Origin of the sequence: Lipingzhangella rawalii, from assembly GCF_031628175.1 — a bacterium.
GTDB lineage: Bacteria > Actinomycetota > Actinomycetes > Streptosporangiales > Streptosporangiaceae > Lipingzhangella_A > Lipingzhangella_A rawalii.
Map to the genome: position 1 here is coordinate 573,030 of NZ_JAVLVT010000003.1, position 12,492 is coordinate 585,521.

Annotated in this window: 14 protein-coding genes; 8 read left to right on the plus strand and 6 right to left on the minus strand. The window is 69.2% G+C overall.

Features of this window, described 5'->3' with window-relative positions; genetic code table 11:
* Nucleotides 1-62 precede the first annotated feature (62 nt).
* From RIF23_RS09335 to RIF23_RS09345, 3 genes are all read left to right on the plus strand, one after another.
* Entirely contained in the window at nucleotides 63-1,799 is a 1,737-nt protein-coding gene (locus tag RIF23_RS09335; protein ID WP_310912007.1) for a DEAD/DEAH box helicase, read from the plus strand.
* 227 nt (nucleotides 1,800-2,026) lie between these two features.
* Nucleotides 2,027-3,061, plus strand: coding sequence for a zinc metalloprotease (locus RIF23_RS09340; protein ID WP_310912008.1), 1,035 nt, complete (start codon nucleotides 2,027-2,029; stop codon nucleotides 3,059-3,061).
* Between the two features lie 188 nt (nucleotides 3,062-3,249).
* Nucleotides 3,250-4,269 (plus strand): tryptophan--tRNA ligase, encoded by a 1,020-nt coding sequence (locus RIF23_RS09345; protein WP_310912009.1) that lies wholly within the window; start codon nucleotides 3,250-3,252, stop codon nucleotides 4,267-4,269.
* A 36-nt stretch (nucleotides 4,270-4,305) separates the two neighbouring features.
* Here the strand turns inward: RIF23_RS09345 and RIF23_RS09350 are convergent, their stop codons facing one another.
* From RIF23_RS09350 to RIF23_RS09370, 5 genes are all read right to left on the minus strand, one after another.
* Complete coding sequence (locus tag RIF23_RS09350) at nucleotides 4,306-4,761, minus strand: GNAT family N-acetyltransferase (protein ID WP_310912010.1); 456 nt, start codon at nucleotides 4,759-4,761, stop codon at nucleotides 4,306-4,308.
* Nucleotides 4,762-4,863: 102 nt separating this feature from the next.
* Complete coding sequence (locus RIF23_RS09355; RefSeq protein WP_310912011.1) at nucleotides 4,864-5,307, minus strand: NHL repeat-containing protein; 444 nt, start codon at nucleotides 5,305-5,307, stop codon at nucleotides 4,864-4,866.
* A 16-nt stretch (nucleotides 5,308-5,323) separates the two neighbouring features.
* Nucleotides 5,324-6,208: an NHL domain-containing protein gene (locus RIF23_RS09360; RefSeq protein WP_310912012.1), complete on the minus strand. Its 885-nt coding sequence runs from the start codon at nucleotides 6,206-6,208 to the stop codon at nucleotides 5,324-5,326.
* Nucleotides 6,209-6,383: 175 nt separating this feature from the next.
* The gene (gene pncA / locus RIF23_RS09365; RefSeq protein WP_310912013.1) at nucleotides 6,384-6,968 is read right to left on the minus strand and encodes a pyrazinamidase PncA; all 585 of its coding nucleotides are present in this window, start codon (nucleotides 6,966-6,968) and stop codon (nucleotides 6,384-6,386) included.
* Nucleotides 6,968-8,329 (minus strand): nicotinate phosphoribosyltransferase, encoded by a 1,362-nt coding sequence (locus RIF23_RS09370; RefSeq protein WP_310912014.1) that lies wholly within the window; start codon nucleotides 8,327-8,329, stop codon nucleotides 6,968-6,970. The genes pncA and RIF23_RS09370 overlap by 1 nt, the downstream gene beginning before the upstream one ends.
* 151 nt (nucleotides 8,330-8,480) lie before the next feature.
* Here RIF23_RS09370 and clpS point away from each other — a divergent pair, with 151 nt between their 5' ends.
* The 5 genes from clpS (at nucleotide 8,481) to RIF23_RS09395 (ending at nucleotide 11,211) form a co-directional block, all read left to right on the plus strand.
* Entirely contained in the window at nucleotides 8,481-8,771 is a 291-nt protein-coding gene (gene clpS / locus RIF23_RS09375; protein WP_310912015.1) for an ATP-dependent Clp protease adapter ClpS, read from the plus strand.
* A 32-nt stretch (nucleotides 8,772-8,803) separates the two neighbouring features.
* Nucleotides 8,804-9,391: a DUF2017 domain-containing protein gene (locus RIF23_RS09380; RefSeq protein WP_310912016.1), complete on the plus strand. Its 588-nt coding sequence runs from the start codon at nucleotides 8,804-8,806 to the stop codon at nucleotides 9,389-9,391.
* A 52-nt stretch (nucleotides 9,392-9,443) separates the two neighbouring features.
* On the plus strand, nucleotides 9,444-9,851 hold the full coding sequence (locus RIF23_RS09385; protein ID WP_310912017.1) for a M67 family metallopeptidase: 408 nt from the start codon (nucleotides 9,444-9,446) through the stop codon (nucleotides 9,849-9,851).
* A gap of 111 nt (nucleotides 9,852-9,962) precedes the next feature.
* Entirely contained in the window at nucleotides 9,963-10,241 is a 279-nt protein-coding gene (locus RIF23_RS09390) for a MoaD/ThiS family protein (RefSeq protein WP_310912018.1), read from the plus strand.
* A gap of 22 nt (nucleotides 10,242-10,263) precedes the next feature.
* The gene (locus tag RIF23_RS09395; protein ID WP_310912019.1) at nucleotides 10,264-11,211 is read left to right on the plus strand and encodes a PLP-dependent cysteine synthase family protein; all 948 of its coding nucleotides are present in this window, start codon (nucleotides 10,264-10,266) and stop codon (nucleotides 11,209-11,211) included.
* 204 nt (nucleotides 11,212-11,415) lie between these two features.
* Here the strand turns inward: RIF23_RS09395 and RIF23_RS09400 are convergent, their stop codons facing one another.
* Nucleotides 11,416-12,474 (minus strand): serine/threonine-protein kinase, encoded by a 1,059-nt coding sequence (locus RIF23_RS09400; protein ID WP_310912020.1) that lies wholly within the window; start codon nucleotides 12,472-12,474, stop codon nucleotides 11,416-11,418.
* Nucleotides 12,475-12,492 lie beyond the last annotated feature (18 nt).

A 12,492-nucleotide genomic window follows, 5' to 3' on the forward strand; every position in this document is an offset into this window, starting at 1 on the left:
TCGACCGGGGCGGATACCCTCGTGCTCGTGCGTACCCCGAGACCCTCGACCAGACAGACACCATGACGGTAACCGAGTCCTCGACCGAGGCACGCCTTGAGGGCCTGCGCCGATGGCAGCGCGAGGCCGTCGCGGAGTACCTTCGTCGCGACCCGCGGGACTTTCTCGCAGTGGCGACTCCGGGCGCGGGCAAGACCACCTTCGCGTTGACCGTGGCCAGCGAGCTCCTGGCCCGCGGGGCGGTGCGTTCGATCACTGTGGTCACCCCGACCGAGCACCTGAAGAAGCAGTGGGCGCAGGCCGCGGCACGCTTCGGTATTCCCCTGGACCCGGACTTCCGCAATGGCCAGGGGGCTCTGGGGCGTCAGTATCTGGGAGCTGCGGTCACCTACGCACAGGTTGCGGCGCACCCGATGCTGCACCGCAACCGAACCGAGGCGCGTCGCACGCTGGTGATCTTCGACGAGATCCACCACGCCGGGGACGCCCTGTCCTGGGGGGAGGCTGTTCGGGAGGCCTTCGACCCGGCGGCGCGTCGGCTTGCCCTGACCGGAACACCCTTCCGGTCGGATGTGAACCCCATCCCGTTCGTGGACTACGTCCAGGACGCGCACGGCCTCCGGCGCTGCGCCTGGGACTACAGCTACGGCTACACTCCGGCCCTGGCCGATGGGGTTGTGCGGCCCGTGATCTTCATGGCCTATTCGGGGGAGATGCGCTGGCGCACCCGGGCCGGCGACGAGCTGGAGGCGCGGCTGGGGGAGCCGCTAACCCAGGATGCCCTGGCGCAGGCGTGGCGCGCGGCCCTCGATCCGAAGGGCGACTGGATCAAGCGGGTACTGGCGGCCGCCGACCGCCGTCTCACCGAGTTGCGCAACAGTTCTCCGGACGCCGGGGGCCTGGTGATCGCCACGGATCACGAGCACGCCCGTGCCTACGCGCGCCTGCTGCGGCAGATCACCGGGCAGGGGGCCACGGTGGTTCTGTCTGACGACCCCACCGCCAGCAAGAAGATCCAGAAGTTCGCGGATTCCACGGACCGCTGGATGGTCGCGGTTCGGATGGTCTCCGAGGGCGTGGACGTGCCGCGCCTCATGGTGGGGGTGTACGCCACCTCCACCAGTACGGCCCTGTTCTTCGCCCAGGCCGTGGGACGGTTTGTGCGCAGTCGGCGCCGCGGCGAGGTCGCCTCGGTGTTTCTGCCGTCGGTGCCGACGCTGTTGGAGTACGCGGGGGAGATGGAACGCGAACGTGACCATGTACTGGATCGCCCCCCGCGTGCGGACGGGATGGATCCCGAAGAGGATCTGCTGGACCAGGAACGCAAACGCCGGGACACACACGATGCCGGGGACGAGCTGCCGTTCGAGACGATGGAGGCATCTGCGGAGTTCGACCGGGCGCTCTACGACGGTGGCGAGTTCGGTGGGGGCAGCCCGGACTCCCCCGAAGAGGAGGATTTCCTGGGCCTCCCCGGGCTGCTGGAGCCGGACCAGGTGGCCGAGCTGCTACGCAGGCGCAAGGCCGAACAGGCACAGCAGGCCCGCCAGGCACGTCGGAACGACGCCCGAGGGCGGCAGGATGCTGAGGATCGCCCGGAGCACGAGGTTCTCGCGGAGCTTCGTAAGGAACTGAACCAGCTCGTGGGGGCTTGGCACCACCGCACCGGCCAGCCGCACGGGGTGATCCACGCCGAGCTGCGACGTGTGTGCGGTGGGCCGCCGATCGCACAGGCGAGTGTGGCGGAGGTGCGTGCCCGCATCTCCACCCTGCGCGGGTGGGCGACCGGCCGTAGGTAGTGGCCGCGGGGCCGTGCCCCCGCGCGGGGGCACGGCCCCGCCTGCCCCGGATTCTGGTGCGGACCTGATCCGGATGTCTGGGCGGGAGCAGCCCGGCTTCCACCGTGGGGCGTGCGCGTCCCGAGGTCGGGCGTGTCCCGATTTCGTGGCGGTGTCCGGTAAACACTTTCCCATCCGGGCTGTCGGTGATATCGCTCTTCGTGTCTTTCCGAATACGTTTCGGTTCTATGGTTGGGTCGTTCCTGGAACGAGGCGCAGCCGCAGCCACCTGGGTGGGGGCGGTGGTGGTGGCTGTGGTTCTGCTGGCGTTGATGGTGACCGTGGCCTTCCCCGCGAGGGATGCACCCCCGCTGCCGGCTATGGCACCTTCGCTCTCGCCTGTGGGGGGATCGGGGCTGGTCGGCGCGACCGGGGTGTGGCAGGACGCGTGTTCGCCGGGCGGGGCGGCGCGACTGGCCGATCCGCCCGAGCCCGCGGAGGATCAGACGTACCGCGATCCGCACGCACTAAGCCAGGAGGAGGCCGCCGAGCTCGATCGCCAGCTCCGCCAGGCCGCCCCGGAGCGCATCCCGGAGCAGCATGGAGCCCGCACGATTCCGGTGGTACTGCACGTCGTGGCCGACACCGATGGCACCGGGGAGCTCAGCCGCGACACGGTCCAGGAACAGGTGACGGTGCTCAACGATGCCTTCTCCGGCGCCTACGGCGGATTCGACACCGGGTTCCGGTTCTCGCTGCGAGAGGTGACCCGCACCACGGACGATGCCTGGTTCCACAGGTTCGCGGCCAACGAACGGGAGGTGAAACGCGAGCTGCGCGTCGGTGGACCGGAGGTGCTGAACATTTACTCCACCCGCCTGGGTGCCGGTGTGCTCGGCCGGTCGACGTTTCCCCAGGATTACGCCGAGCGTCCGTACAACGACGGTGTGGTCATCGACCATCGCAGCGTCCCCGGCGGTGCGCACACCAACTTCGACCTGGGGCACACCGCGACCCACGAGGTGGGGCACTGGCTCGGCCTGTTCCACACCTTCCAGAACGGGTGTGCGTATCCGGGCGACTACGTCGCCGACACCCCATACGAACGGATCCAGGCCACAGGCTGCCCCGAGGGCCGCAACACCTGCCCTCACCGGTGGGGAACCGACCCGGTGCACAACTTCATGAACTATTCCGACGACGCCTGCATGTCGGAGTTCACTGCCGGACAGGCGCACCGGATGGCCATGGCCTGGTACGCCTTCCGGGATCCGGTGGGGTGAGCCGCGGTGGGAGCCGGTCCGGGCCTTCGTGCGCGCCACCCACCATCCAGGGGAACGGGACACACCGGGACAACTGGTGGCTGCCCACCGGGGGATCGCGGGCTCCCGACGCATCGCGGGGCTCGTCTGGATGGTGTCGGGTTCGCAGTTGCTCAGCCGATGCGGGGAGCGCCGTTAAGCTGGGTGGCATGGCAGCGACCACCACCTACCTGACCGGCATTCAGACCTCGGGAATGCCGCACATCGGCAACTATGTCGGTGCGATCCAACCCGCACTCACGTTGGCCGACTCCGGGCCGGACGTCGAGTCCATGTACTTCCTCGCGGACTATCACTCGCTGAACTCCACGAAGGATCCGCAGAAGCTGCGCGAGGACATCCGTTCGGTCGCCGCCACGTGGCTTGCCTGCGGGCTGGACCCCACCCGTACCATCCTGTATCGCCAGTCCGGCGTGCCCGAGGTATTCGAGCTCGCCACCATCCTCAGCACGGTAACCGCCAAGGGCCTGATGAACCGGGCACACGCCTACAAGGCCGCGCGGGACCGCAACGCCGAGGCCGGCAGTGCCGACCTGGACGCCGGGGTGAACATGGGTCTGTTCAACTACCCGATTCTCATGGCCGCCGACATCCTGGTGATGGAGACGAACTACGTGCCGGTGGGCCGAGACCAGGCCCAGCACATCGAGTACGCGGCCGACATCGCGGGGGCGTTCAACCACCTGTACGGCGAGAACTACGGATTCCCAGTGCCGCAGGGCCGCTACCCCGAGGGCGAGGGCAGCGTGCTCCCCGGAATCGACGGCCGGAAGATGAGCAAGTCCTACGACAACCACATCCCGATTTTCCTGCCCGAGAACCGGCTGAAGAAGTTGGTGCGGCGCATCCCCACCGACTCCACCCCGGTGGCGGAACCCAAGGACCCGGACAGCTCGGTTCCGTTCCGGCTCTACGAGCAGTTCGCCGACGCCGACCAGGTGGCCGCGATGCGCAAGCGCCTGGAGGCCGGCGGAACGGGCTGGGGCGAGGTGAAGGACGCACTGTTCGAGACACTCAACGCGACCTTCGCCGGCATGCGGGAGCGTTACGAGCAGCTGGTCGCTGCGGACAGTGAGCTCGACGATATCCTCGCCGACGGGGCGGAGCGGGCCCGCACGCGGGCCCGTGCGACCCTCGCTCGGGTGCGGTACGCGATCGGGATGGACTGAGACCCGGCGGGCAGTACGGGGGTGTTCGGCCCATACTCACAGCTGCCTGGTCATGAACACGCTATTGGGGTCGGGACGGTAGTCCGCGAACGGTGCGCAGGATTCGAACCCGAACTTCGCGTACAGCTGCCGGGCAGGCCGGAAGAACTCGGCGCTGCCGGTCTCCAGGCTCAGCCGCGTGAACCCCCGGCGCGTGGCCTCGTCGAGGATGTGCGTGAGCAGCAGCGTCGCCACCCCGGAGCGCTGGCGGCGCGGAGCCGTGCGCATCGCCTTCACCTCCGCGTGCGTCGGGTCCAGCCCCTTGAGCGCGCCGCACCCCACGACGGTGCCGTCGTCCCACACCGACCAGAACGTGATCCCGGGACCGCGCAGCCCGTCCAGGTCGAGAGCGTGCTTGCTCTCCGGGGGCGTGACGGCACGCATCTCGCGCAGGTGCTCTTCCAGAAATTCCGCGATCTGTGCCTGCGCCGGGTCGCCAGCCACGATCCGCATGTCGGGTGCCCTCCTCGGTGTTTCGGGACGGAGGTAACAGGATAGCCACGGGCACACTGCCGCCGCCCGTGGCCGACGGCGGGCGGTACAGGCGGCGCTTCATCACGCTTCGGTGCGGCCCAGGCGCCGTTCCAGACAGCTGAGGCCGTCCACCAGGCACGTGGTGAGTGCCAGCACCGGGAGTGTTCCCACCGCGCCGGGGATCCGCCGGGGGTTGCGGGCCAGTGTGTCGAGCTGGTCGCGCAGCCCGACCGCCGCGAGGAGCGCCACGAGTCCCAGTGCCCCCAGGGCGATCAGTGCCACCTGCGTCCCGGACATCGACCCCATGTCCGCCGGGCGCACGACGACCTGTACCTGGTTGGTGGACGGCTGGGTGAAGTACAGGTTGCCGTGCGGGTCCAGAGCGAGCGCATCCGGTGGAGAGCGCGTGGTGGTGGAGTCGTCCTCCTCGGACTCACTGTCCACGATGGTGTCGATGGTGCCGTCCGGGCGCACCATGCGCACGCCATGGGAGCTGGCGAGGTAGACACGGTCGTCCTCGTCCACGGTGACACCCGCGGGACTAGAGCTGAGCCTCGGTGGCCGGGCCGCCGTCGCCCGCATAGCCGGGGTCGCCCGTTCCCGCGACGACCTGGAGGGAACCGTCGGGAGCGACGCGGAACACCGCGGCACGATTCTCCACGGTGACGTACACCGCGCCGGTGGAGTCCAACGCCACACTCTGCGGCCGGGGCAGGTGGGCCTCGGCCGCCTCTGTCGCCTCGGTGAGGGGGTCTCCGCCGCCGCCCGCGAGCGTGTCGATCTCGCCGTCGGTGTCGACGACCCGGATCCGGTCGTTGCTGGTGTCGGCGATATAGAGGGTGCCCGCGTCGCCCACGGCGACATCCAACGCCCTGTAGAGCGCGGCCTCGATCGCGGGGCCACCGTCCCCACCGTCGCCATCGCCGCGGAAGTCCGCGCCGCTGTCGTCCCCACTGCCGTCGACCACGGTGGTGAATTCCCCATCGGGGTCGATCACTCGTAGGTCGTTGCGCGCGGCCACGTACACCGCGTCGGTTTCGTCCGTGGCCACCGCGATGGGGGCGTTGCCGGGGCCATAGATCCAATCGTCGACGTCGGTGTCCTCGGTTTCCGGGGAGCGCTCACCTCGGGTTCCGGGAACCGTGTCGATCGTGCCGTCCGGTTCGACCACGCGCAGGCGCTGATTGTCCCGATCAGCGATGTAGAGGGTGCCGCCGCTGTCCAGGTCGATGTTCAGGCGATCGTTGAGCCGCGCGTCCACCGCGTCGTGGCCGTCCCCGGAGTAGCCGGACTCGCCGGTGCCCGCAACGGTGACGACCGAGCCCCGCGGTGGCTCGTCCGTACCGGACGCGGGGGTGGGCTGGTGGAGCAGCAGCACGATGCACACGGCGGACGCGATGGCCGACACGGATCGGATTCGGGGCACGCTTGGAGTCCAAGATCAATCGGGGCGGGGACAAGCTGAGCGTAGTGTGGGCGTGCGTCGCGGGGCTATTTCCTGGCCGGACCTGGTCAGGCGACGTCCTGTCCCGTCCTGCCGGAGGGTGCCCGTGCTCCGGTCCGAGTGGCCCCATGGGAACCGTGTCGCCGGGGTCCGCCGGTTACGTGGCCACGCGTGGCTGTCCAGACACCTCAATCTGGGCGGCGCGTAGCTCCTCCAGTGCCGCGGTCACGGTCGGCTCGGCCACACCCGCGGTGAGGTCGAGCCGGACCCGGGTGGCGAAACCGTTGCGTGCCGCGTCGAGTGCGGTGGCCCGGACGCAGTGGTCCGTGGCGATGCCCACCACCTCCACCGTGTCCACACCGCGGGAGCGTAGCCATTCGGCCAGCGGGGTGTGGTCCTCGGTTTCCCCTTCGAAACCGCTGTATCCGTCGGAGTACTGTCCCTTGTCGAAGACGCTCTCCACCCGGCTGGTGTCCAGACTGGGGTGGAAGTCCGCGCCTGGCGTCCTAGCCCGGCAGTGCGGGGGCCAGGACCGCACGAAGTCGGGTTCGTCGGAGAAGTGGGCTCCGGGGTCGATATGGTAGTCACGGGTGGCTACGACGTGGGAGTAGTCCGCGGCATGTTCGGCGAGGAATGTCGACAGGTCCGCGGCCAGCTGGGCGCCTCCGGCGACCGCGAGGCTCCCGCCCTCGCAGAAGTCGTTCTGCACGTCGACCACGATGAGTGCCGGTGCTGGGGACATCACGTCCTCCTCTGTTCCGGTGTGTCTGTGCGGTTCTCGAAGATGGTGGGGATGGCCGGCTCGCCCCGGGACATGCGTCGCGCGGCCGGCGGAAGCGCACTGCGTGTCGCGGCGTGGCGGCGGCGGGCCGTGTCGAGCGACTCCTGGTGGACAACCTTCCCGCCGTCGACCAGTTTCACCAGGCGGGGCTCCTCGAACGCGGCCGGTTCGGGCTCGTGAGCATAGACGACCTCCGCCGTTGCGGTCCGCGTGTCCGGATCGAACCGCCGCACCGGCCACTTGCGGCCACCGAGGGTGGGCTTGCCCACGGAACGTTTGGCCACGGGCAGGAGGGGTGCGTCCGGGGCGGCATGTTCCGCGCGGGCAACCAGCTTGTAGACCAGTGCGGCTGTCGGTGCTCCGGAACCCGTCACCACGCTCGTCCCCACGCCGTAGCCGTCCACGGGCGCCACGGCCAGGGCCTGGATGGCGTGCTCGTCCAGGTCTCCGGTGACCACAACCCGGGTGTCTCGGGCGCCGTGCGCGTCCAACAGGGCGCGAAGCTGGCTGGCCTGTTCGCTTAGGTCCCCGGAGTCGATGCGGACGGCACCCAGCTCCGTGCCGGCGAGCTCGATCCCGATACGGGTTGCCGCGGTCACGTCGTAGGTGTCGACGAGCAGGGTGGTGCCGGGGCCCAGCGCGGACAGCTGTGCGGCGAAGGCCTCGCGTTCCGTTCCATGCAGGAGGGTGAAGGCGTGGGCACTGGTGCCCGCGGTGGGCACACCGTGGGCCTGACCGGCCGCCAGGTTCGACGTGGAGGCGAAGCCAGCGATGTAGGCGGCGCGGGCAGCGGCCACCGCTGCCTGCTCGTGGGTGCGCCGGGAGCCCATCTCGATCAGGGGACGCTGGCCGGCCGCGGTCACCATGCGGGAGGCGGCGGTTGCGACGGCGCAGTCGTGGTTGAAGATGGACAGGGCCAGGGTCTCCAGAAGCACGGCCTCGGCGAAGGTGGCTTCGACCACGAGGATCGGAGATCCGGGGAGATAGCAGTCGCCCTCGGGGTAGCCCCAGATATCGCCGCGGAACTCGTAGCCGGCCAGCCACTCCAGGGTGGCCTCGTCCACGACCTGCTCGCGGCTGAGGAAGTCCAGCACCGGCGTATCGAACCGGAAACGTTCGAGTGCGTCCAGGAACCGCGTGGTCCCGGCGACCACACCGTAGCGGCGACCGCCCGGCAGGTGGCGCGCGAACATCTCGAAGACCGTGCGGCGTTCGGCCGCGCCGCTGGCCAGGGCGCTGCGCAGCATGGTCAACTCGTACCGGTCGGTGAGGAGCGCGGTGCTGGCGGGGCCGGCCGCGCTCGCTCCGGAGAAGTCCGTCATACTGTTCAGCCTAGTTTGTGCCTGTCGGTAACAAAATCCTAGGCCGCGGAAACGTGGGTTTCCGGTTCTGCGGGAAGGAATGGAACAATTACCGTGGACAAGGAGCGGGGCCATCTGTGGCGCGGAGCGGGACGAAGAAGGTGATGAAGCTATGCCGACGGCGCCGGTCGAACTGGAGCGGCCGGATACCGAGCACACCGCCAAGCCCGAGCTGCCCTGGGTGACGATCGTGTGGAACGACCCGGTGAATCTGGTGTCGTATGTCACCTACGTGTTTCAGCAGGTCTTCGGCTACTCCCGTCGCAAGGCACATAAGCTCACCATGGAGGTCCATCACAACGGGCGTGCCGTGGTTTCCAGCGGGTCGCGTGAGGAGATGGAGCGCGACGTGGCGACGCTGCACGACTACGGGTTGTGGGCGACGCTTCAGCAGGACAAGTAGCCCCGAGACAGGCGAGAGGGAGCACGACCCCGATGGCGTTTGGTGGGTTTCGCGGTCTGCGGGGCGGTGGAGTCCGGATCGAGCTGGACTCGGAGGAGGCGACGGTCCTACGGTCCATGGCCCAGCTCGTCCTGGAGCTGGTGGAGGCACCGGAGGAGCAGGACGAGCTCGCGGCCATGGTGGGGATCGGAAGCAACAGCGAGACCCCCGAGGATCCGGTCCTGGCCCGGCTGTTGCCCGACGCCTATGCGAAGGACGGCGAGGAGGGGGCGACGGCCGCAGCGGAGTTTCGGCGCTACACCGAGGACGGGCTGCGGCAGAGTAAACGCGCGAACGCTGCCGCGATGCTGGCCAGTATTCCGGAGTCCGGGGGGCAGGTCGAGCTGGACGCGGAGACCGCCCAGGCCTGGATGAAGTCGCTGAACGACGTCCGGCTGATCCTGGGAACCCGGTTGAACGTTGACGAGGAGACCCTCACACAGCGAGAGCAGGACCGGCAGAGCCGGCAGGGTCGGCGAGGAGGTGGGGGTGAGGACGCCGAGGCGACCGAGGCCGCGCTCAACATTTACGACTGGCTCAGTGGGATGCAGGACTCTCTGATCCGGGCCATCCAGGACTAGGATATTCCTACCTATCTGATGGGTATGGATTGGGAGAGGCTAGGCTGGGTCTATGCTCAGGATTGATCGTTCGATCTACGACAAGATTGTCGCGCATGCGCGCAGGGACCATCCGGACGAGGCGTGCGGCGTGGTGGCCGGCCCTGAGGGTACGGATCGCCCGGAACGGTTCATCGAGATGATCAATGCGGAGCGCTCGCCCACCTTCTACCGCTTCGACTCCCACGAGCAGCTGCGCGTGTGGCGGGAGATGGACGATCGGGACGAGGAACCCGTGGTCATCTACCACTCGCACACCGCGACCGAGGCCTATCCCTCGCGTACCGACATCTCCTACGCCCATGAGCCGGGTGCCCACTACGTTCTGGTGTCCACCCGGGATCCCGAGACCGTGGAGTTCCGCTCCTACCGGATCGTGGACGGCGAGGTCACCGAAGAAGAGGTCGAGATCGTTCCGTAGCGCGGGTCTTCTGCGGAATGCGCCCGTATCGGTGGGTTGTTACCCGCCAGGGACCGGAACCATCCGGTCCGCCCATGTTCAGCCCCAGTGAGCAACGGAGAAGAGAAGCCCATGGCAATCGAGGTCCGCATCCCCACGATCCTGCGGGACTACACCGGCGGGGCCAAGACCGTCGAGGGCAGCGGCGGCACACTCGGCGAGCTTGTCAGTGATCTCGACGCCCGGCACCCGGGAATCGCGGCACGGATCGTGGAGGAGGGCAAGCTGCGCCGGTTCGTGAACGTGTACCTCAACGACGAGGACGTGCGGTTCCTCGGCGGGATCGACACGGCTGTATCCGACGGGGACACCGTGACCGTGCTGCCGGCCGTGGCCGGCGGACGGCTCTAGGCACGCCGGAGCGGTGTCGACGATGCGTTACGACTCCCTGCTGGACTCCCTCGGGCACACTCCGCTCGTGGGGTTGCCCGCCCTGTCCCCGAGCCCCGAAGTACGGCTGTGGGCCAAGCTGGAGGACCGCAACCCCACCGGATCGGTCAAGGACCGCACCGCCTTCTTCATGATCCAGCGGGCGGAGAAGGAGGGGCTGCTCCAGCCGGGCAGCACCATCCTGGAACCCACCTCGGGCAACACCGGGATCTCGCTGGCGATGGTGGCCCAACTGCGGGGCTATCGCCTGGTGTGTGTCATGCCGGAGAACACCTCCGCCGAACGCACCCAACTGTTGCGGATGTGGGGGGCGGAGATCCACTACTCTCCGGCCGCCGGTGGCTCCAATGAGGCGGTACGGGTCGCCAAGCAGATGGCGGAGGACAACCCCGACTGGGTCATGTTGTACCAGTACGGGAACGCTGCCAACGCCCAGGCGCACTACGAGACCACCGGTCCGGAGCTGCTCGCGGACCTCCCGGAGATCACCCATTTCGTCGCCGGTCTGGGCACCACCGGCACGCTGATGGGGGTGGGGCGGTACCTGCGCGAGCAGCGCCCCCAGGTGCGCATCGTCGCCGCCGAGCCCCGGTACGGGGAGCTGGTCTACGGCCTCCGTAATCTCGACGAGGGCTTCGTCCCGGAGCTGTACGACGAGTCGGTGCTGACCACCCGGTTCTCGGTGCCTTCGGACGCCGCGCTGAAACGTACCCGCGAGCTGTTGACCCAGGAAGGGATCTTCGCCGGGGTCTCCACGGGTGGTGCGCTGCACGCCGCACTGGGGGAGGCGGCCAAGGCCACCAAGGCGGGGGAGCGCGCCGATATCGCGATCATCATCGCCGACGGTGGCTGGAAGTACCTGTCCACCGGGGCCTACGAGGGTACCCTCGCCGAGGCGGAAGAACGCCTGGAGGGGCAACTGTGGGCCTGAGGCGCTGACCACGCAGTCCGCACGGCCCGGATCCCGGATCCCGACGCCGCGCTGCCGGTCGGACCGCAACTGCGGCACCCGACCGGCCGGTGGTGAGCGTGTCCGTGCCGAACCCCTGTACTGCTGGGCTACCTGGCAGTGCCAGCGTCCTCCCGGCGCCGTCGGGGCGGTGGCGCTGTTCCTGGGATCAGGGGTCAACCTGGCTCAGGAACGTCTCCCGGCCCGGTGCCGGGACCCCGTCCAGGGCCACTCCCGGGGCGGTTTGGGCAGTCGCTCCGGCCGTCCCGGCCACACCTGGGCCAGGGTCGCGCCGACCGCGGCCGGGTATCCCGGGGTGGGATGCGGCCGCGGCGGGAGCAGTGCGTCCACGAGCTCGGAGGGCGTGGGGCGATCCTCGGCGGCCCGAGACATCGCTGCGGGCACCAGTTCCGTGAGCGGATCCACCAGCCGGTCGAGGTCGGGGGACTCTTCCAGCACGCGGCGGCGCAGCTCCTCGGGTGGCCCCTGCCCGAAGGGGTCGCGCCCCGAGGCAGCGAAGGCAACCACGCAGCCCCACTGGTACACGTCGGATGCGGGACCCACCTCGGCACCGCGATACTGTTCCGGGCTGATCCATCCCGGTGTGCCCAGCCGGTCCCTGGGTCCTGGGCGCAGTGTCACCGGGACCGGATCGCCGGGCTGGGCCAGACGACGCTCGCGGAGCCGTCGTCGGGCACGGCGGAGCCGAAGCCACCGGGTGGCGTCCCCGCGTCGCCGCGGGTAGGCAACCCCGAAATCCACGAGCTTGGGGCCGGCCGCACCGAGGATCACATTGCCCGGTTTCAGGTCGCGGTGGATGAGCCCGGCGGTGTGGACCGCCCGCACACCCTCGGCCGTGCCCAGGGCGAATCCACGCAGGGTGTCGCCGTGCAGGGCCCGATGCCGGGTGACATGGCCGCGCAGGGTGGGCCCCGGTACGTACTCGGTGGCCAGCCACGGCTGCGGTGCGGTGACATCGGCGAGGACGAACCGGGCCACACAGCGGCTGTCCACCTGGGCCAGCGCGCGTGCCTCCCGGGCGAACTGGGCGCGAAACCGCGCGTCACGGGAGTGCTCGGGGTGGATCACCTTGAGCGCCACATAACCGCGCACGCCCTCGGCCGTGGCCGCGTAGACGGTGCCCATGCCACCGGAACCGACACGCCCCACCAGCCGAAAGCCGTGCACCCGATCCGGGTCTGTGGCCCGCAGGCGCTGGAGCCGCCGCAGTCCGCGGGACACCATGTGCCCACCTCCCATGCT